The sequence below is a fragment of the Pedococcus sp. P5_B7 genome (genome assembly GCF_054049895.1).
The window spans coordinates 223,334-244,501 of the sequence record NZ_JBFULM010000005.1 but is presented as its reverse complement, the minus strand read 5'-3'; the positions used below and the strand labels follow the sequence as shown (position 1 = coordinate 244,501).

15 protein-coding genes are annotated in these 21,168 nt (G+C 64.2%); 1 reads left to right on the top strand and 14 read right to left on the bottom strand.

Annotated elements, in window-relative coordinates; genetic code table 11:
• Window positions 1-59: 59 nt before the first annotated feature.
• The 10 genes from ACXJKD_RS13430 to ACXJKD_RS13385 form a co-directional block, all read right to left on the bottom strand.
• The gene (locus ACXJKD_RS13430; protein WP_457255114.1) at window positions 60-677 is read right to left on the bottom strand and encodes a TetR/AcrR family transcriptional regulator; all 618 of its coding nucleotides are present in this window, start codon (window positions 675-677) and stop codon (window positions 60-62) included.
• A gap of 696 nt (window positions 678-1,373) precedes the next feature.
• A complete protein-coding gene (locus ACXJKD_RS13425) occupies window positions 1,374-1,517 on the bottom strand; it encodes a hypothetical protein (protein WP_457255113.1) in 144 nt (47 codons plus the stop codon).
• Between the two features lie 1,222 nt (window positions 1,518-2,739).
• Window positions 2,740-3,378: a CoA transferase subunit B gene (locus tag ACXJKD_RS13420; RefSeq protein WP_457255112.1), complete on the bottom strand. Its 639-nt coding sequence runs from the start codon at window positions 3,376-3,378 to the stop codon at window positions 2,740-2,742.
• Window positions 3,379-3,381: 3 nt separating this feature from the next.
• Window positions 3,382-4,179 carry a CoA transferase subunit A gene (locus ACXJKD_RS13415; RefSeq protein WP_457255195.1) on the bottom strand — a complete coding sequence of 266 codons (798 nt, stop codon included), beginning with the start codon at window positions 4,177-4,179 and terminating at the stop codon, window positions 3,382-3,384.
• Window positions 4,180-4,182: 3 nt separating this feature from the next.
• A complete protein-coding gene (locus tag ACXJKD_RS13410) occupies window positions 4,183-6,045 on the bottom strand; it encodes an acetyl/propionyl/methylcrotonyl-CoA carboxylase subunit alpha (RefSeq protein WP_457255111.1) in 1,863 nt (620 codons plus the stop codon).
• 5 nt (window positions 6,046-6,050) lie between these two features.
• Window positions 6,051-7,616: a carboxyl transferase domain-containing protein gene (locus ACXJKD_RS13405; protein ID WP_457255110.1), complete on the bottom strand. Its 1,566-nt coding sequence runs from the start codon at window positions 7,614-7,616 to the stop codon at window positions 6,051-6,053.
• Window positions 7,613-8,455 carry an HpcH/HpaI aldolase/citrate lyase family protein gene (locus ACXJKD_RS13400; RefSeq protein ID WP_457255109.1) on the bottom strand — a complete coding sequence of 281 codons (843 nt, stop codon included), beginning with the start codon at window positions 8,453-8,455 and terminating at the stop codon, window positions 7,613-7,615. The genes ACXJKD_RS13405 and ACXJKD_RS13400 overlap by 4 nt, the downstream gene beginning before the upstream one ends.
• Entirely contained in the window at window positions 8,452-8,955 is a 504-nt protein-coding gene (locus ACXJKD_RS13395) for a MaoC family dehydratase (RefSeq protein WP_457255108.1), read from the bottom strand. The genes ACXJKD_RS13400 and ACXJKD_RS13395 overlap by 4 nt, the downstream gene beginning before the upstream one ends.
• 5 nt (window positions 8,956-8,960) lie before the next feature.
• A complete protein-coding gene (locus ACXJKD_RS13390) occupies window positions 8,961-10,151 on the bottom strand; it encodes an acyl-CoA dehydrogenase family protein (RefSeq protein WP_457255106.1) in 1,191 nt (396 codons plus the stop codon).
• 147 nt (window positions 10,152-10,298) lie between these two features.
• On the bottom strand, window positions 10,299-13,805 hold the full coding sequence (locus ACXJKD_RS13385) for an indolepyruvate ferredoxin oxidoreductase family protein (protein WP_457255105.1): 3,507 nt from the start codon (window positions 13,803-13,805) through the stop codon (window positions 10,299-10,301).
• A 160-nt stretch (window positions 13,806-13,965) separates the two neighbouring features.
• Between ACXJKD_RS13385 and ACXJKD_RS13380 the strand changes: the two genes are divergently transcribed.
• Entirely contained in the window at window positions 13,966-14,538 is a 573-nt protein-coding gene (locus ACXJKD_RS13380) for an Lrp/AsnC family transcriptional regulator (protein WP_457255104.1), read from the top strand.
• Between the two features lie 1,376 nt (window positions 14,539-15,914).
• Here the strand turns inward: ACXJKD_RS13380 and ACXJKD_RS13375 are convergent.
• From ACXJKD_RS13375 to ACXJKD_RS13360, 4 genes are read right to left on the bottom strand one after another with little or no spacing between them, the layout of a single operon-like run.
• A complete protein-coding gene (locus tag ACXJKD_RS13375) occupies window positions 15,915-17,477 on the bottom strand; it encodes an alpha/beta hydrolase fold domain-containing protein (protein ID WP_457255103.1) in 1,563 nt (520 codons plus the stop codon).
• 26 nt (window positions 17,478-17,503) lie between these two features.
• Entirely contained in the window at window positions 17,504-18,445 is a 942-nt protein-coding gene (locus tag ACXJKD_RS13370) for an alpha/beta hydrolase (RefSeq protein ID WP_457255102.1), read from the bottom strand.
• Window positions 18,446-18,485: 40 nt separating this feature from the next.
• The gene (locus ACXJKD_RS13365) at window positions 18,486-19,247 is read right to left on the bottom strand and encodes an SDR family NAD(P)-dependent oxidoreductase (protein WP_457255101.1); all 762 of its coding nucleotides are present in this window, start codon (window positions 19,245-19,247) and stop codon (window positions 18,486-18,488) included.
• A complete protein-coding gene (locus tag ACXJKD_RS13360; RefSeq protein ID WP_457255100.1) occupies window positions 19,244-20,881 on the bottom strand; it encodes a flavin-containing monooxygenase in 1,638 nt (545 codons plus the stop codon). Before ACXJKD_RS13360 ends, ACXJKD_RS13365 begins: the two co-directional genes overlap by 4 nt.
• Window positions 20,882-21,168 lie beyond the last annotated feature (287 nt).

Below are 21,168 nucleotides of genomic sequence, written 5' to 3'. Positions count from 1 at the left end.
TTAGCGCTCACAACGTAGGTGGGACGGGGCGGGTCTGGCAATAGAGAACTAGCAGTTTCTTACGTCGTGGGCGTGGGAGCTCGGGTGGCATGGCGCAAAGCAGGCAGCCAGATGTTGTCGACAATCTCGTCGATCTGAGCGGCCGTTGGTGCTCGCCCGTCCAGCAGAAACTCGTAGTCGAGCAGCACTCGGCCTAGGTTCAGGACGGCTGGTCCGACAAATTGCGGACCGAGCTCTCCAGACTGCCTTGCCGCGTCGACGATGGGCCCGACAGTGATGCCCGGATGGCCCCACAGCCCGGGACGGTCCTCGGGGGCGTGGTGGACGCCGTGGTCCTCGGTGAGGACGACCCTGACGGCTGCGCCGACGGGACCGTCGAGGTAGTCCGCCACGGCGCGAAGGTGGGCTATCAGGTCGGCCCGGAGGTCCCCCGACGGAGAGAAGGGAACCGAGGCGCTCGTCTCTGCCCTGCGCATGAGCGCGTTCCTCGCCAGTGCAGCCCGGTTCGGCCAGCGTCGATAGAGCACGGCCTTGCTGGTGCCCGCGCGAAGTGCGACATCGGCGATGCGGAAGTCGGCCCACCCCTTCTCATCGAGCTCCGCCCATGCGGCGTGGAGGATGGCCTCGACCAGCACGTCGCCTCGTCGGCGACTGCGCGGACTCAACGTGTCGGTCATGGAGCCCTTCTAGCCTTTCGTGTCGCCGAACGTCCGAGAAGTCGCGGGAGGGTCAATGTCCGGCCACGGCGAGCGCTGCGCAGGACAAGCCAGAACCTGTCGGCTGCGTCACACAGATTACAAGGCGTGTGCCTGACAGCTGAAAGAAGGCAGCTCTTCCGCAGTCCGTGAAGCGCCGGATCGCGGCTACTTGACGATTGTCGGTAGGGCCGGTGTCTGGCCAGACTCGGTCCAGGTGTTCGGCCGGAGGCCCTCTTTGCGGGTGCCCACCAGCGTGTTTGGGTGGCTCTCTAGCGGTTTGCTCTCCGGCCGGGCGCCGTTGCCGGTGTGTGGCTCCGGAGGGGTCCGCCCTGCTCTCAGTACCGGTGCAGCGCGCAGGAAGTTCTGTGCGGAGCCGGCCTCGTGTTGGTGCATGGGCGCGGTCTCCTCCGAAGGGCAGCTGGCCCGCGCCGCAGGGGGGCATGTCGTTGACGTAGAAGCGACTTCTTCCTTGTGCGTCAGCTCTATTTGGCGCAAGACGCCGCGGACGGAACGACGGTAAGTCCGTGCGCGAGCGTCATGCTCGCCGAATCGACCGTGCGAGAGCAGGCCGGGCGGTCGCCGACCCTGTTCAGCGGTCGACGGGCGTGCTGCCCCGTACGGCTCGCAGCGCGAGCCGCAAGCGAGCCCCCACGTCGGGATCCGCTAGATCGGCGTTCAGTGCCTTATGTGCACGGGCGCGCCGTCCGCACCGAAATGCGGCGCTTCGAGTTCGTCACCCGTGCGTTCCCAGTTTCCCCGGTGGCGCAGGAAGGTCTCCACCGCCCTCGCGGCCTGACCACCCAGCAGCAACTTCTGCACGATCCGAGGATCACAGTGGAACACGCGGCCAGCCACCGCTGACCAGTACGTTCTCGCCCGCGCTCTCGCCACCCATCACGCACCGGCGACCCGGGTCAGTTGGTCGCCGGTGCCATCTGTGGACCCGGGTTAAGACACCTTGAAGACGTGGCGTCCGGGCTGGACGAGGTAAGTCGCGGAGAACGGATCAGGGGCGACCAGCGCGCAGCCGGGGTCGGCCTTGACCTGGGCTGGGGGGTCGGCACCCGCACCTTCGGGGTGTTCGGCGCCACGAAGGTCAGGGTTATCGTGCCCTTTGCGGAACGCGCCAAGCTTACGAGACCGTGCCGTGTGGAGTGGTGATCTAGCGTCGGATCGTGTGACAGCAGCACTGACAGCAACGCGTCCAGACACCACCAGCTGGAACTGCACTTGAGGTGACCCAAGGCGGCACCACACAGCGCTCCTACAGACCGGCGCGCCCGGCTGCCGACATCTGAAAATCGGAAGGTCGGCGGTTCGACCCCGCCCCTGGCCACCAAAACCGCAGGTCAGCGACCTGCGGGGACTGCGACACTTGGACGTACGAGTCAACTGACAGCAGCGGGACGGCCACGCCCACGATCTCGTCGGCCCACCGAGGCCTTCTCCGGGCGCCCGCCACGCCTCTCGACTGCGCGAAAGTTCCAGCCCGGGGACGAAGGGACGGCACCCAAACCAGACCCAACCAGACTATGCCGGAAGTGCCACTCCGTCAGTCGCGGTGTGCTTTGGCGGTAGTGAGTCGGTTGTCATTCACATGGAAGTTGAGTGGTGCACCAGGCGATCCACAGGCGCGAGTTCCGCTCGCAGAGACGCCTCGGTGGCGGCGCCCAATTGCGTGCGCGCGTCTATGGTGGTCAATGCATGTCTCTCGAAGGCACTCACGGTTGTTGCGGTTCCTGCAGACGATCGCCCTCGCGTGGGGGTGGTTCCTGGGGCGGCAATTTGTCGGGGGCCGTGTCCGTTCCGGTCGCAGAGTTCGGCATGGTCGGACGCACGCCCGGGCCCTTCCAAAAACGCAGGCTGAGGCGCCAAAGCCTTTGACCCTCCACATTGATCCAGGCACCGCTGCGCCGACCGTCGATAGACCAGAGCTGCCATCCATCTTCTGCCATTTTCCTGCGCCATTCATCAAACGTCTGGCCACCCTGTGGGTCGAAGTCGAACAATGCGTAGCGCCACATGTCGAACGACGCTCTCGTCAGCCGAGCCGGGTCTCGAACCTGGGTTCAGTGCGTTGTAGGACCTCGTCCTCGGTGACGCCGTCGGCCAGCTCACGCAGGACGAGCCCGTCAGGGGTGACGTCGAAGACGCACAGGTCGGTGATGATCCGCTGGACGACGCCTCGCCCGGTGTAGGGCAGCGAGCACTCGTCGACGATCTTGTAGGAGCCGTCCTTGGCGTTGTGCTCCATCAGGACGATGACCTTCTTGGCCCCGTGCACCAGGTCCATCGCCCCGCCCATGCCCTTGACCATCTTGCCCGGGATCATCCAGTTGGCGATGTCGCCCTTGGCCGAGACCTGCATGGCGCCGAGGATGGCGGCGTCGACCTTGCCCCCGCGGATCATCCCGAAGCTGGTGGCGGAGTCGAAGAAGGACGACCCACGGCGCAGCGTGACGGTTTCCTTGCCGGCGTTGATGAGGTCCGGGTCCTCTTCACCGTCAACGGGATACGCGCCCACGCCGAGGATGCCGTTCTCGGACTGGAGCACGATCTCGACGTCGTCGGGGACGTAGTTGGGGACCAGTGTCGGCAGGCCGATACCGAGGTTGACGTAGGAGCTGTCCGACAGCTCGGTGGCGGCGCGGGCGGCCATCTGCTCACGGGTCAGTGCCATCGGTCAGGCCTCCTTCGTCGTGGTGGTCTCGATGCGGGGGCGGACGGTCCGGCGTTCGATGCGCTTGTCCTTGGCCTGGTCGGCGGTCAGGGGCAGCACCCGGTGCACGTAGATGCCGGGCAGGTGGACCTGGTCGGGGTCGAGCTCGCCAGGTTCGACGAGCTCCTCGACCTCGGCGATCGTGACCCGCCCTGCCATCGCCGCGAGGGGGTTGAAGTTGCGGGCGGACTGGTTGAAGACGAGGTTGCCGTGCCGGTCGCCCTTGGCTGCACGGACCAGCCCGAAGTCGGCCACGATCGCCCGTTCCAGGACGAACTCCTTCTCGACGCCGTCGACCTCGAAGACCTTGACCTCCTTGGCGGGTGAGGCCTTCGCGACGGTGCCGTCCGCGGCATACAGCCAGGGCAGCCCACCGTCGGCAACCTGCGTGCCGGCGCCGGTCACGGTGTAGAACGCGGGGATCCCCGACCCGCCGGCGCGCAGCCGCTCGGCCAGGGTGCCCTGCGGCGTCAGCTCGACCTCGAGCTCACCGGAGAGGTACTGGCGCTCGAACTCCTTGTTCTCCCCGACGTAGGACGAGACCATCCGACGGATCCGCTTGTCCTTGAGCAGGATGCCCAGACCCCAGTCGTCGACGCCACAGTTGTTCGAGATCGCCTCTAGGTCCTTCACCCCCGCATCGTGGATCGCCGCGATGAGCACGCTCGGGATGCCGCAGAGCCCGAACCCGCCCACCGAGAGGGAGGAGCCATCGACGATCCCGTCGATGGCTTCGGCCGCGGTGGAGACGACTTTGTCCATCATTCAGGCGCTTTCGTTGGGAGGGTCGACCGGGTGAATTTCGAAGAGCATGGCGCCTAGGGGAACCTGGTCGCCTACTTGGGCGTCGGTTACGGCAACGGTTCCTGGCAAGGGAGCTTTGAGAGTCAGCTCCATCTTCATCGCCTCCATGACACCAAGAACCTGGCCTTCGACAACCACGTCGCCGACAGCGACTCGTACGTCCAGCACCGTTCCCGGCATGGGTGCCAGCACTGACCCATCCCCAGGCACGGCGCCATTCGCTCGTGCAGGGTCTGGCCGCTCGAAGACGTATCGCTGGCCTTGCCACGCCAGTTCGATCTGATCCGGCGTGATCACCGCCGCAACCGACGCAGGGGGCCGTCCCACGAGCTCGACCTGCTCGTCAAGCTCGACAACGATTCGTGCAGGCGCGCCAGCCATCCGGAAGCCGTCGGCGTGGAAAGCGCCGACCCGCCTCCTCTCCGACTGGTGAAGCGCCCACGCCGCCTGCCGGCGCGCGGGTCCGGAGTCCGGCGCGGTCAGAGCCAACTGGCTCTTGGCCGAGTCGTCCAACCAGGCCGTGTCGATGAGCGCGTCGCGAAAGGCGTCGTGAGCGACCAGGCCGCGGAGAAAGCCGGCGTTGGTCGTCAGGCCGAGGATGGCCGTGTCGTCGAGGGCGGCGAGAAGCCCGCGACGGGCGGCCTCTCTGTCAGAACCGTGGACAATGACCTTTCCAAGCATGGGGTCATAGGCCGTGGGCACGGTCTGCCCGCTGAACAGGGCGTGGTCGACTCGCAGGGTTGTCTCGCCGATGGCGGGGGGCGATGGCCACCTAACTGAGGTGGCTCTCCCGGCCTGGGGCAAGAACCCGTTGTAGGAGTCTTCGGCGTAGACGCGGGCCTCGATGGCATGACCGCTTCGAGTCACCTGTTCCTGGGACAACGGGAGTGGCTGACCTGCCGCGACCAAGAACTGAAGCTCGACAAGGTCGAGCCCAGTGATCGCCTCTGTCACGGGGTGCTCCACCTGAAGCCGAGTGTTCATCTCGAGGAAGAAGAACTCCTGAGTCTCGCTGTCGAGTAGGAACTCGACCGTCCCCGCGCCGGTGTACTGGACCGCCGCGGCCAATCGGACTGCAGCACCTGTGAGCGCCTGGCGCGTTTCCTCGGTGATGCTGGGTGCCGGCGCTTCCTCAAGCACCTTCTGGTGACGGCGCTGTGTTGAGCAGTCGCGTTCCCAGAGGTGAAGAACGGTGCCGTGCTCGTCCCCCATCACCTGGACCTCGATGTGACGACCGCTCTCAACATATCGCTCGATGAGAATCGTGTCATCGCCGAAGGACGACATGGCTTCACGTTTCGCGGCCGCCAAGGACTCGGCGAAGTCGGACGCCGCTCCCACGACTCGCATGCCCTTTCCCCCACCACCCGCCGCTGCCTTCACCAGCACCGGGTAGGAGAAGGACTCGGGGTCGTCGGCCGCGGCATGCGCAGGGATCACGGGCACGCCGGCGGCGACGGCAACGTCGCGGGCCGCGTCCTTGCGTCCCATCTGCTCCATCACTAGCGCGGTCGGCCCCACCAGTCGGATACCCGCGGCCTCCAAGGCATTCGCGAACGCCGCCCGCTCGGAGAGGAAGCCGTAGCCGGGGTGCACTGCGGCCGCCCCCGAGGACTGAGCTGCGCCGACGACGGCATCAACGTCGAGATAGCTGCGCACGTGGACGGCAGAGTCAGCCGCCCGGACATGGGGGGCGTCGACATCTAGGTCCGTGTACAGCGCGATGGTGCGAACGCCGAGGCGCCGCGCCGTGCGGATCACTCGAAGGGCGATCTCGCCGCGGTTCGCTATGAGAACGCTGGGAAGAGCGGTGGTCAGGGTCATCGTCATCACATCCGGAAGACGCCGTAACGGGGTTCGGGCAATGGTCCAACGGACGCCGTCTCCAGCCCCATACCCAGCAGCCGTCGCGTGTCCAGCGGATCAATGATGCCGTCGTCCCAGAGACGGGCCGTTGCGTAGTAGGGCGAGCCTTGAGTCTCGTACTGCTCACGGATGGGGTTCTTGAACGACTTCTCGTCCTCCGTGGACCACTCTTCGCCCCGCGACTCGATGCCGTCGCGCCGGACCGTCGCGAGAACGGAGGCGGCCTGCTCTCCACCCATCACACTGATCCGAGCGTTGGGCCACATCCACATGAAGCGCGGGTCGTACGCTCGGCCGCACATCCCATAGTTGCCCGCACCAAACGAGCCCCCGATCACGACCGTGAACTTGGGGACGACGGAACAGGCCACGGCGGTGACGAGCTTGGCGCCGTCACGCGCGATCCCGCCGTTCTCGTACTCACGTCCCACCATGAAGCCGGTGATGTTCTGGAGGAAGAGGAGCGGTATGCCGCGTTGGTTGCACAGTTCGATGAAGTGAGCGCCCTTGCGTGCCGACTCGCTGAAGAGGATGCCGTTGTTGGCGATGATCCCGACTGGGTGTCCCCAGATCCTGCTGAAACCACACACCAGGGTCTCTCCATAGAGGGCCTTGAACTCCTGGAAACGGCTTCCATCGACCAGCCTTCGGATCACCTCGCGAACGTCGTACGGGATGCGCGAGTCCGTCGGCACGATGTCGAGAAGCTCAGCGGGGTCTTCGGCTGGCTCCTCGGGTTCGGCGACTTCCCACGCCCGCGTCGTGGGGCGCTCGTAGGTGCTGACGATGGAGCGAACCAGGTGAAGGGCGTGCGCATCATCGTCCGCGAGGTGGTCCACCACGCCGGACTTCCGCGCGTGAACATCGCCGCCGCCGAGGTCCTCCGCCGTGACGACCTCACCGGTCGCCGCCTTCACCAAAGGCGGTCCCCCGAGGAAGATCGTCCCCTGGTTCTTGACAATGATCGTCTCGTCACTCATGGCCGGCACGTATGCTCCCCCCGCGGTGCAAGACCCCATGACAGCGGCCAGCTGGGGGATGCCTTGGGCTGAGAGGTTGGCCTGGTTGAAGAAGATTCGGCCAAAGTGTTCGCGGTCGGGGAACACCTCATCCTGAAGTGGTAGGAACGCGCCCCCGCTGTCGACGAGGTAGACGCATGGCAGCCGGTTGGCCCGTGCGACCTCTTGGGCGCGCAGGTGCTTCTTGACCGTCATGGGGTAGTAGGTCCCACCCTTCACGGTCGCGTCGTTCGCTACCACCATGATCAGACGTCCGCTGACCGTGCCGATCCCCGCAACGACGCCCGCGCTGGGCACCGCGTAGTCGGATGAGGTGTCGTACATGCCGAAAGCCGCGAGAGGGCTGAGCTCCAGGAAGGGGCTGCCCGGATCGAGGAGCCGATCGACTCGATCACGGGCCAACAACTTGCCCCGCGCCTGGTGCTTCTCCCGCGCTGCCTCGCTCCCACCGAGGCGGACGGTGGCGATTCGCTCCCTGAACTCGCCGACAAAAAGCTGCATGTCGTTCATCGCGAGCCTTTCACCATGGGGGCTAGTCGGAGAATGCGTTCAGCTTGTTTGTAGATCGGGCCGTCGACCATGCGGCCTTCGAAGGTCGTTACGCCCCGATCGTCTCCGACGTGATCGAGGAGTCGGCGGGCCCACGAGACAAGTTCCTCGGACGGTGCGTAGGCAGCGCGGACAGTCGCTATCTGTGAGGGGTGGATTGCCACGGTCGTGTCGAAGCCCGTCGCAGCCGCGTCGTGGCACGCCGCCGAAAGGCCGTCGAGGTCAGGGATGTCCATGTGAACCGCGTCGAGCGCGAGCCGGTGATACGCCTTCGCAGCGACCAGAGCGCGCGAACGGGCGTACCGAGCCGCGTCCCTCAGCTTGCCGTTTGGGAAGCGGCTGGATGTGCCGCCCAGCCCAGCGATCAGGTCGTCGGCACCCCACATGACCCCTATGACGTTGTCCTGCTCCGCCAGTTCGCGGGCGAACTCCACACCTTTTGGCGTCTCCAGGAGCACGACCACTTCGCGGTCGATTGCCCTGACGGACGCCGGGTCCTCGGCCTTGGCGAGCATGACGCGGGGCAGCCCGAGGGCCTCGATTACCTTCAAGTCGGCGTTGTGGTCGGCCACGCTGCCTGGCCCGGAGCCGTTGACCCGAACGAGAGTTCGTTCGGGGTCGAGCTGCCCGTCACTCGCAAGCCGCCGGAGTTCTTTGCGGGCGGCTTCGCGCCGCTTGGGCGCCACTGCATCTTCGAGGTCGAGGATGACGACGTCGGCCAGGGCCAGCGCCTTGAGGTATCGATCGGGCCGATCCGCTGGACAAAACAACCAACCCGGGCCGGGGAACCACGCCGTCACCCTTCACCATCCTGCTCCGGCTTCATCCGAACCAAGGTCATGCGAACTGCGCGGGCGACAATGGCGCCCGACTGGTTTCGGGCCATGTGCTCGAGGCTCACGAGCCCCTCACCCGGTCGGCTGTGCGAGGGTCGTTTGTCGAGGACCAAGGTCTCGGCGTAGATCGTGTCGCCGTGCCTCACCGGCACCGGAAAGGACACCTCCGAGAAACCAAGGTTCGCCACAATGGTGCCCTGAGTCAGCTGCGCCACGGATAGCCCCACGAGGGTTGAGAGGGTGAACATCGAGTTCACGAGCCGTTCGTTGAAGGGCGCGAGCTGGCCACTCTCGTGGGCGTCTAGGTGCAGCGGCTGGGTGTTCATGGTCAGGGTTGTGAAGAACACGTTGTCCGCTTCCGTCACAGTCCTCCCGGGGCGGTGCTCGTATATCGTGCCCACCTCGAAGTCTTCGAACCACATTCCTCGCTGCTGGATTCGCTTCCGGTTGTCAGGTGCATTCATCGCGATCACTCCACCGGGAGGCCGAGGCCCCGGGCGATCAGGATTCTCTGCACTTCGGAGGTGCCTTCGCCGATCTCGAGGATCTTGGAGTCGCGGTAGAACCTTGCCACCGGGTATTCCTCCATGAATCCGTACCCACCGAAAACTTGGGTCGCCGTGCGAGTAGCACTTACTGCGGACTCGGTGCTGTACAGCTTCGCAATGGAGGCGGCGTGCTTGAACTCTCTGATCGACGGAGCCCCGGGGTTGCCGGCGAGCATGGCGTCCTTCATGGCCGCGGCGCGGTACGTGAGTTGGCGCGACGCGTGCAGCATTACCTCCAGGTCCGCAATCTGGAAGGCGACTCCCTGCTTGCGCCCAATCGGTCCGCCCATGCTCTGTCGTTCACCGGCGTACTGCACGCAGAGATCGACACATGCCTGGAGAAGCCCTACCGCCAGGGCGGCGATAGCCACCCGACCGTCGTCGAGCGTCGAGAGGAATTGGGCATAGCCACGTCCTCGCTCCCCGAGAAGATTGCTCTCGGGAACCCGACAGTTGGTGAACGAGAGCGCGTGCGTGTCCGAGATGTGCCAGCCAAGCTTGTCATAGGCGGGAGCTGCGACGAAACCTGGCGCGTCCGCCGGCAGGATGATCGTCGAGATCTCCGCTCGCCCGTCGGGCCTCGTCCCGGTCCTGGCTGTGACGGTGACGGCAGCCGTGATCTCAGACCCTGAGTTGGTAATGAACTGCTTCGAGCCGTTTACGACCCACTCGCCTTCGTCGAGCTCGGCCTTGGTGCGCGTTGCGCCAGCATCGGAGCCCGCGTCCGGCTCCGTCAGGCCGAAACCCGCGAGCTGCTCACCGGAGATCAGCATCGGCAGCCATTGCTCCCGTTGCTCTTGAGTGCCGAAGGTGAGGATGGGATTGATGCCGAGCCCGACACCTGCTTCGAGAGTGATGCCCATTGACTGGTCGACTCGGCCGAGCTCCTCGATCGCAACGCACAGAGAGGTAAAGTCCCCGTCGTCGCCGGCGCCACCGAACTCTTCCGGTGCCGTGAGGCCAAAGAGGCCCATAGCGCCCATCTTCCTCACGACCTCGACGGGAAAGAAGTGCGCCTTGTCCCACCTTGCGACGTGTGGGGCAATCTCCTTCTCGGCAAAGTCGCGCACAGACGCGCGGAAGGCCTCGTGTTCCGGGGACAGCTCGAACATAACGCTCCTTGGTGGGACTCAGGAGACAGCCCCTCAACGGTGGCTATCAAACAACAACAGGGGACGATCGGGCGTGCATCGGTCTCCACCCTCGAGCGTGCAAACTCTCGAGCGTGCAACCCTCGAGCGTGTGAGCCGCCCAGCGGCCTAGAGCAGATCGGTCAGGAGGCGTTCTCGCTCTGCCTCATAGGCTTCGACCGTTCTTAGCTTGATGTCTTCGTAGCCCCGGACCTGGTCGGGCAACTCAGCGAGGCGGATCACATCGGCAAGGTTCTCCCTAGTCAGTCGCGGAAGGCATTGCCGGATCGTCTGCTCATACTTAGTCGCGAGATGGCGCTCCAGTCGTCGCACCTTTGCGTGCCCGAACGGGTCGAGCGGAGATCCCCGAAGGAACCGAAGCCAATAGAGGGCGACAAGGACCGGAGCGAACGGTCGACCCAGCGCCAACTTGCGCTTCAATCCAAGGCCCCGAAGCGTCGGAGGATGGAGTCTCCACTGCACACGTGCGTCTTCGCCAAACTGCGCAGACACTTCGGCATGCACGCGCGGGTCTAGGGCGAGCCGAGCAACTTCGTACTCGTCTTTGTAGGCCATGAGCTTGTATGCGAACCGTGCCACCGACTCGCTCAGAGCGGTGGAACCGGCGTCGACCTGGCTCTCTGCACGACGCACCGCCTCCACGAACTCCTCGTACCCAGTCGCATAGTTCTCGTTCTGGTAGGCGCGCAATTCATGGCGACGAACGCGGACGATTCTCTCGAGCTCCGAGTCCGAGGGGGCATGCACGACCATGCTCGGTTGAGATGAAGGACTCGTGACGCTTGCCGTAGTTGATGCCACGACCGCCTCCAACGCCACCGGGTCGGACACGAATTGCCTCCCCCGCCGGAAAGCCTGGATGTTGCGCTGGACTGCGACACCATTGAGTCCGATCGCCGCCTCGATGACGGTCGCCGCCAACGTCAGAGCGCCGCTCTGATGGGCGATTCCTAGAAGGATCATGTTGGCGAACTGTTCGGCGCCAAAGAGGGCCTCCGCGTATGCGCGCGCATCGACCGTGATGATCCGATCCGGTCCCACTCGATCTACGAGAGGCGCCAGGGCGTCGTGCGTGTCTGGAAAGGCCACGGACTTGTCACTGATCATTGCGCCCGTTGGTACAGCGGAGGTCGAAACGACGACGTTCCCATCTCCGGCCAGCACCGTGACGTTGCGAGGATCGGCCGCCACAAGAACATCGAAGCCAAGGTAGAGATCACACCCGCGCTCGCCGATCTTGTTGCTGATGTCGACGTCGCGCGCAGTGAACTTCACGTCCGAGACCACCGCCCCGCCCTTCTGGGCGAGGCCTGTTTGGTCGAGCGTGCGCACATGCAGTCCTGCCAGGAAGGCAGCCGTCGCCAGGACTTGTGAGGTGGTCACCACACCGGTGCCGCCAATGCCCATAAGTCTGACGCACTGGTCTCTACGTTCACGCGACGGGGGTTCCGGCAAGTGCACCGCCTCGAGCGGCGGGACTTCTGAGGAGCTCGCTACACGCTGGCCCGCCTTCACAGTCATGAACGCCGGGCAGTCGCCGGCCAGACAGGTACGGTCCGCGTTGCACGAACTCTGGTGGATACGGGTCTTGCGACCGAACTCGGTGTCCACGGGGTGAACCGACAAGCAGTTGGACTTCTCGCCGCAGTCGCCGCATCCTTCGCACAATCGCTCGTTGATAACGATTGCCTCGACCGGCATCGGCCGTTGCCCGCGCTTGCGCTTTCGGCGGAGTTCCGTGGCGCATTCCTGTTCGTGGATGAGGATCGTGGTGCCCGGTGTGCTCGCCAGTGCGCGCTCTGCGGCGGCGATTTCGGACCGATCGACAATCTTGACGCCCTTGGGGAGACGTGCGCGACGCATAGCCTTCTTGTCGTCGGTGGACACAATGATTCGGCTGACGCCTTCGGCTTGCAGGTGCTTCACCATCGCAGGCACCGTCATCTGTCCCACGGCATCTTGGCCACCGGTCATCGCAACGGTTGAGTTGTACAGAATTCGATAGGTGATGTTTTGGCCGGATGCGACTGCCGCGCGGATGGCCAGGCTTCCTGAGTGGTGGAACGTCCCGTCACCCAGGTTCTGCACGAGGTGGGGAGCCGAGACGAAGGGAGCCATGCCTAACCACTGCATACCTTCGCCCCCCATCTGCGTCAGACCCATAACATGTCCGACCTGTTTCGAGTCCATGAGCAGCACCATCGCGTGGCACCCGATCCCGGCGCCGACCAAGGAGTCGGTGTGCGGACGCGTCGACGTGTTGTGAGGACAGCCGGAGCAGTAGTAGGGCGATCGCTGCGCCAATGGCAGATGAAGCCTGTGACGGGAAAGCGCAGTCGAGCGCTCCGACATCCACTCGGCCACCGACGGATACTCGGCTCGATCTTTGAGCCGCCGAGCCAGGCCGAGGGCAACAGAGTCCGTGTCGAGTTCACCGTAGGCGGCAAATAGCTCGCTACCGTCTGGCGAGGTCTTGCCCGAAACAGTCGGCGGGGAATCGAGGCCGTACAGGGCATCGCGCACCATCGATTCGATGAAGGAGCGCTTCTCCTCGACGACAATCACCTCACTCAAGCCGGCGGCGAACTCGCGCACGGCCGCGTCGTCGAGGGGCCAGATCATTCCGAGCTTCAGGAGTCTGATCCTGCCGCTCGACTCGTCCTCGGTCGCAAGCCCAAGTCGCCGCAGGGCCTCCTGAACATCGAGGAATGTCTTTCCGGCGGTGACAACCCCTACACGCGCGGATGGTGCCGGGGAGACCAGAGGGTTCAAGCTGTTCAGGCGAGCGTAATCCTTGGCGATACGCATCCGGGTGGTCATGAAGTCCCGCTCCAAGGGTCCCAGCGTGGGCTGTAAGAGCTTTGCCGTTGGGGCGTGACGGCCTGACCCCATTGGCAAGACGGGATCGGGCACGTGAGTAGTCAGATCCACTGAGGCCGACCCGTCGGCGACAGCGGTTACAACCTTCAACGCACTCCACAGGCCGCTTGCGCGAGAAAGGGCCACTGCATGACGGCCGAGCGTCAGAATCTCACCCGGGTCGGCTGGGTAGAGGGTTGGCATCCCGAGGTCCTCAAGCGTTCGCTCCGAGGCGCAAGGAACGCTGGATGACTTCGCGCCCGGATCGTCACCCACCAGCGCAACAACTCCTCCCTGCGGATGAGTGCCCATCAGGTTGGCATGCCTGAGAGCGTCGCTCGCACGATCCAGACCCGGCGCCTTGCCGTACCAAAAGCCAACAACTCCGTCGACTCTCGAGTCGAGCTCACCGATCAACTGCGTCCCCTGGACGGCCATAGCTGCCGCCTCTTCGTTGAGAGCAGGTTCAAAGGTGATGTCGTGAGTCTCCAGAAGACTCGTTTGCCTTTGTAGCTCCATGTCATATCCAGCCAGGGGAGAACCCTCGTACCCACTGATGTAGGTGCCAATTGACTTGCCTTGTCCGCGGTCGATGCGCGCCCTGTCGAGGGGAACTCTGGCCAGCGCTTGGATCCCAGTGAGATATACGCGGCCCAAGCTTCTTTCGTATCGGTCGGACAGCCGGACGGCCAACTGCTCCTCATTCCCCGATGCCGCGGATGAGCCGAGAAGTTCGGTGGACGCCGACGATGACATACCGCTCCTGATCTCTCCAACACCGCTGGTATACCTACAGTTACAGCACCTCAACCAAATCTGGGTCAAGCGTGGCTCAGACGCGCACCTCGGTCAATGAATCGGGAGTCAACTGCGCAAATAGGTGAATCGAGCGGTGATCCGTGTCAGACTGATGGACATGGTGGTGAGCATCGACCAACTCGACAGTGCGCTGCTCGCCATGCTGAGTCGAGACGCTCGAGCCGGGGTCGTCGAGCTTGCATCCGCGCTGGGGGTCACGCGGCATACCGTCCAAGCTCGTCTCCAGAGGCTTGAGGCCTTGGACGTCCTCCGGGGATATGTACCGGCGATTGACCTTGCCGCCGTCGGCGTCTCGGTGGAGGGCTATGTGGCGCTTGCCCTCCAGCAGGGCAAACTCGATGACGTCGTGCAGAGACTGACGCGCATTCCTCAGGTGCTAGAGGTCCACGCCATTACCGGCCGTGAGGATCTCCTTGTCCGCGTGGCGACCACCGACCACGCGGATCTTCAGTCACTTATCCAGCACATCGTTGCTATGCCGGGTGTATCGCACTCCAACACGTCGCTCGCGCTGACCACACCGTTGCACTATCGAATCCAGCCGTTGCTGGAGCACATCACTCGGGCCTCCGGTTGGGGCCGAGCAACGCCACTTGCAACAGCCGGATCGCCGAGGCCAGCGTCGGACGGCGACCTCGCACAGCATCGACCGCCCCCCGGTCAGACCTGAAAGCCGGCATTACGGGACGAAACTCGAGACTTCCCTGTCAGCTCTCTCGCTCGTGTTGGTTCTCTTCCCGACGAGTTCCGCAACGCCCGATCCCTCGGCCGCGATGCTCACGAGCGCTGCGGGCGACTTCACTCACCACCGACCCGCTCGACCCACGGGCATCCAATTGGTCTCGTGCCGTCCCGTAACGCCGTTCTTCCATGGTCCGTTGACGGCGCTTTGCCCGGCGCCAGGGTCACGTTGTTGGCCCTTCGTTATTGCCGACGCTGTGGTGAGGACGAGGACGAGATTCTGATCCTTGTCCTGATGCTTCCCTGAGCGGCACGTTTCGGTTCGCGAACGTGTGCAATGGAAATGAGAAGCGATGCTGGCCGAGTCGGTGGACGTGGGCCGAATCTTGACCGGTGGCTGCTGTCGCCAACCGCAGGAGTTCCACCCCCGCGCCCTCTCTCGACCAGGCCGTCGCCCCTGGGCGGACTCGGCCACCCGTTGTATGCGAGTCCGAGACCTCCGAGGTGGCCCAAGCCGTGGCGGGCTCGGGACGCGGGGCCGTCGTCTCCGACGACCCGCGCTTCGGTCCGCGCGGACACGGGGTCGACGGCCGAGCCCGCCCCGTGGAGGTCAGCCTTCACGCTGCGTGGGACCCCCCACACCATGAGACCGAAGATGCGATTCCCTTGGGTCTCCGTCGTTCAGGTGACCGCGGGAAGGGTCAAGCTTTACGGCAAACCTCGACGGCTCGCAAGCCTGGTGATCCAACACGCCGCGATATGTCAACGGCAACCAAACGCTGACCCCTTGGCGGCAGTGAAGACCGACCCCCTGCATGGTTAGCTTCTTCGGTGGTGGCCGCGGGGACGCGGCCGCTGGCAGCCCCTCTAGGAGCGCGACCACCTCGGGCTCGAGTACGTTCAGGCCCTGACCGCCCGGGAACCGGTTGCAGACGTGCTGAGGAGCGGGGAGTGTCCGGTCGATGTCGGCGTAGCGTGTAACCACCCAAGTCCTGAGCGCCCCGCTGTAGAGGGCTGGTGCCTCCCTGCATGCCTGCTCCCAGAACGGGAACGGCGTCTCACGCTGCGGCGAGTCGAACGACGTGTGGTCCTTTTCCGGGTTCCGCATCCGGCAGGCGCTCTCGCTGGCGATGCTGATGTCTCAGCTCTCTCGTTGGAAGTGCGGCTGTTGCTCGACCAATTGCTCGTCAGTTCGACCCCGACATTCCCACCGGTCGTGGAGGCCACATAACTGCCGTCGCATGTCGCTCGACCCGTAGGGTCCGTGCAGGGCCATCGAGTCCTGAGTCGCACGGATTGTGCAATCGGCACCTGCGCTGACGATTGCATGCTGGGACACGAGTACTCCATGTCGCCGTATCCCGCTCAGAGAGCCGACGTGAGCAGACGTGACAGCCAATTGCGTCGCGCCTTGCGGCAGTGACGCGAGATGACAGCGTCAGGCAGTATCGAGTCGAAGCCGTGATACCCACCGGGCCACACGTGAAGTTCTGCACGTCCTCCGGCTTGCCAGATGCGCGAGGCGTAGAGCACGTCCTCGTCGCGGAATGTCTCGGCGCTCCCGACGTCGATGAACGTGGGCGGCAGGTTCGCCAGGTCAAGGGCCCGCGCCGGAGACGCGTAGGGTGACACGTTGTCGCTGCCGCGTGCGGCGCCGAGCAGGGCGGTCCAGCCGGCCAGGTTGCTGCTGCGATCCCAAGCACCGCGACCGACCATCTGGGTGGCCGACGGGGTGTTGTTGCGATCGTCCAGCATTGGACACATGAGCAGCTGCCCAAACAAGTTGGGTCCCCCTCGGTCACGCGCCAAGAGAGTCGTCGCGGCAGCCAAACCCCCTCCGGCACTCACGCCGCAGATGATGATGCGATCGGGGTCTATGCCGAGTTCGGCAGCATGGTCAGCCAACCACACGAGGCCGGCGTAGCAGTCCTCGACGGGACCCGGGTGCGGCGTCTCGGGTGCCAGCCGGTACTCCACCGACACAACCGCCAGGTTTTCGGCCTCTGCCAACTCGATCGCCCCGAGCAGTCCGGTTCGATTGTCGCCCAGGACCATGCCGCCGCCGTGCACGTAGTAGATGGCGGCTACAGGAATGCTGGCAGGAGCCGGCTGACAAATCAGGAGCGAGATGTCCGGAGCGCTGGCGGGCCCGGGGATAACCCTGTGCTCGATCACGAATGCCCCACCCCGCGAGATGTCGTCATCGCTCGGGGTGATGACACCGGGGATGTCGGCGCGGTATTTCTCGATCGTATCGGCCTGCACACCGTCGGGCGTGATCACCGCGTGGAGCGCTGGAAGCGCAGCCTCCAGCTCGGGGTCGAACGGCACTGGTGGGTAGGGAGGGGTGGCTGTGATCATGGCGTCCTCTTTGTTCCTCGGGTCGGGAAGTGCCAATCTGTCCCGGTCGTACAGCGGATCGACCGGATATCGGTCACCGATTGGAAACTGGGTGAGCAGGGGGTTATCGCGCACGGCGACACCGACCTCAGCCTCGTCGAGCACCACACGCCTGACGCGAATTCGCCACTCGCCGTCGACTCGCTCGAACCGATCAAGATAGCGGCCGATCATGATGGAGGTGTACTCGTCGTCGGCGTCCGTTTCAGGTGCCGAGGCAGCCTGCGTGCTGGAGATTGGCGCACCCGTGCGTGCATGAGCGATGAAGAAGGTCTCCACGAACGCGACATCAGTCTCAGCGAAGTCGATGACTGTCTGGAGGAGCCCGATGTGCATCATTTTGCGGTCGTCAGACTCGCGCCACGGTAGATCGGCCCACTGCTGGCCCGTTCCGCGGAATCCGCCGTGCTCCTCCCACGAGGGCTCGTGGTATCCGGACCTGATCAGATCACTGTCCGCCCGGCTGACGCCGCGTGCCACACGCTCGAGCGCATCGCGAATCTCCGCCTTGTCGACGATGGTTCGCAAGGATGCCGCCAGTCGCGCGTCGTCGTTTATGAGGTCACCGCCGGGATGATGCCGATCGCCCGCCGGACTGCCCGAGTGCGCAAGGACCGCGCATGGCGGCTGATCTCCGCATCGGGGGCGATGCGGTCGAACGCGTGATAGGCCCCTGGATGGACGTGCAGCTCGGTCGAGACGCCCGCTTGCATGAGGCGATTTGCGTACGCGACCGCCTCGTCGCGGAAGATGTCGAGATCACCCACATCGATGAATGCAGGCGGTAGGCCGGCTAGGTCGTCACAGCGAGCCGGCACCACTCCGTCGGGAACGTGATCCGTACCTGCATGCCTGCCAATGTACGACGTCCAGCCGAATCGGTTCGAGTCGACGTTCCAAGCAAGGTCGAGACTGTCCTTCGACACCTTCGTGTTCCGGTCGTCAAGCATAGGATAGATGAGCAGTTGAAAGATCGGCGCTGCTCCGCCGTGATCTCGTAGGTTGATGCTCAACACAGCGGCGAGCCCCGCCCCTGCGCTGCTTCCGCCGATACACAGACGCTGAGGATCGACGCCGAGCATAGCCGTGTTGTCGTGCAGCCAGGCCCAAGCCAGCCGGCAATCGTCGACCTGGGCGGGGTACTGATGCTCTGGTGCCAACCGGTACTCGACCGACACGATAGCGATGCCAGCTTCGTCGGCAAGCGCCAAAACGGACGGCTCCTCCTGCCCCACCGAACCGCTCACCATGCCGCCGCCGTGGATCCACAAGAGTGCGGCGGGATGGTCGACACTGACGGGGACGTAGGTCCGAAGCGACAGCGTCGACCCATCTGGCCTGAATGCTTCCGCGTCGTCGATCTCGATCGTCCCGTAGGTCCCTGTCGGTAGCAGTGGTGCCGCGGTGGCAGCCCTGATGCCAGCTATCGAATCTGCATTCCAGTCGGGCCGCACCCGAAGATACGCCTCTAGCACGGGACGCAACTCGGCGTCCACACGGTGTAGAGGGCGCGCTGTCGTCGAGGCCGCAGACACCTCAGCCCCTGACGTTCCAGGTGTCATAGCCGGGCTTGGCTCCGACGTGACCGGCGTAGCCGCCGTCGACGTTGATCTCGGCACCACTCACGTACGCAGCCTCGTCTGACAGCAGGAACAGCACTACATTGGCCAGGTCGGCAGGCAGGCCCAACCGGTTCAGGGGGATGCTTCTAAGCACAGTCTCGCGGAAGGTCGGCAGAATCGACGCGGTCATCGGGGTCTCGATGAGCCCGGGATTCACCAGATTGGCTCGGATGCCGTCGGCTCCGTAGTGCATGCTAGCGACTCGGGTAAGGCCCCGAAGTGCCCACTTGCTCGACGTGTATGCGACCCCGCCGAACGCCGACACAGCGGCGATCGAGCCGACGTTGACGATCGATGCACCCTGCCCCATGAGAGGAGCGAGCGACTGAATCGCGAACAGCGGGCCCTTCAGGTTTACGGCCAGGACACGGTCCATCTCGGCTGACGTTACCTGCCCAATGGGTGTACGCGAGTTCATGGCTGCATTGTTGACCAGCCCGTCCACCCTACCGATTGTCGTGCGAATCTGGTCTGCAAGTCCCGTCCAGGCCGCCTCGGACGAGACGTCCATCGTTATCTGCCGCAGTTGGTCGCTCTCAGGCAGTGTGTTGGGCCACTGGACGTCGCAGGCGTAGACGTTCGCGCCGTGCTTGATCAGCTCCTGGACCTCTTGGAATCCCTGACCTTGACCGGCTCCCGTGACGACGACGACCTTGTCCTCGAGCGTAAGTTTCATGAGCCGACCTCGACCTTGGCTGCCCGGTCGGCGATGTCGGACCCGGAGAAGACGAATCCGTCCCAGTACCCGTTTTCACTGGCTTCGAGCTTCTTGAGGTACATGGCCAGACCGCCGCCATACGAACGGAACACGACTCGCTTGCCCGGGGTGTTTGTTCCGTAGGCCCAGCCTTCCATGGCCTTGGCGGCCAGGGTTCCGGAGATGCTCTCGAGCACGTGGTCGGTCCAAGCCTCGGCCGATTCGCGCGTCACGTCCACACGCTGCTGGCCGATGTTGCGGACGTGTCGGATCAACCTCGACAAGAACTCGACCTGTGGGCCTATGGAGCGCGGCATGTTCGCGCCACCACTCTGGGGGCCGTTGAGGAAGAACAGGTTCGGAAAGCCTGGGCTCTGCAGGCCGAGCCACGTATCGGGTCCGTCTGCCCACTCGTCCTTGAGACTGAGCCCACCAGCGGTGATGTCGAGACGCTCGAGGGCCCCGGTGATGGCGTCGAACCCAGTGGCATAGATGATGACGTCGACGTCGTACTGGTCCTTCTCTGTCACGATGCCAGTGGAATTCATCGTCATGATCGGTTCAGTCGGAAGATGGACCAGCCGGACGTTGGGCTGGTTGAAGATCTCGTAGTAGCCGTCGTCGTGCGGCGGACGCCGCACTCCGTATCCGTGCGTCGGGATGAGCTTCTCGGCGGTCTCCGGATCTTTTACGCGCGAGCGGATATTGGCGGCCAGCAGACTGCAGAACTCCGCATTGATCTCTTCGTCGCGCGTGAGTTCCGTGAAGTTTCCGAACAGTTTGGCAAAGCCCGGCTGTTCGAGGAGACGCTCGTAGAACTGGAGGCGCTGGTTGGGAGTCAGATCATGCGCGGCAAGGCTCGTGGCGCGATGGACCGTGCCCGACGGCGAGTCATTGCAGATCGCCAGGATCTCTTCGCGTCGACCTAGGAGTTCGTTCCATTCATCGTCGTCGATTGGGGTGTTGTGTAGGGGAACGCACCAGTTGGGCGTGCTCTGGAAGACCGTCAACACGCCGACCTCTGGCGCGATGGCAGTAGCGACCTGGATCCCGCTCGAACCAACGCCGATCACGGCCACCTTCCGACCCTCGAGCTTCACAGGATCGTGCGGCCACTCGCCGGTGTGATAGATCTCGCCGCGGTAGTCTTCACTGCCCGGGATCGACGGGTATTGTGGGATCGACAGCCGTCCGACGGCCGTGATGACAAACTGGGTCACCAAGGTGCGACCGTCATCAGTTCTGACCGACCACGTGTTCGAAGTTTCGTCGAACGACATGTGCACGACACGACAACCCAGGTCCATGTGGCGACGAAGGTCCAGACGATCGGCAACGAAGTTCAGGTAAGCCTCGGTCTCGGGCTGACCTGCGAAATGCTCGGACCAACGCCAGTCCCGGTACAGCTCTTCTGAGAACAGGTAACCGTACGTGTAGCTCTCAGTGTCGAATCGGCATCCGGGGTAGCGGTTCCACCACCACGTGCCTCCGACCCCTTCTGCTGCCTCGATCACGCGGACGCGAAGTCCGTCCTGAAGGGCCGAGTGGAGCTGGTGCAGGCCAGCCACACCGGCACCAATGATGATGACGTCATATTCGTCGGTCGGTGTCATGATCCTCAGTTCGTTCTCTTCTTTGAGAAGTGCGCCACCTTGTCGGGGTGACGTTTCCCGGGTGGCCTAAGCCCTCAATGCGCTAGCCCGTCACTCGGTCTGTCGACATCGATGTGCGGATGACCCGAGGCGGCGCAGGGCCACTCGTGTTGGCACATTCAACGCGTGACCGCACACACATGGTGCAGGCCACACTTGGGGAGGCTACGGCGAAGTATTGGCTGCGTCAATATTCGACCGTTGCAAACTTATCATTCGAATTCGTTTGACCGCCGCGGTCCGATCGC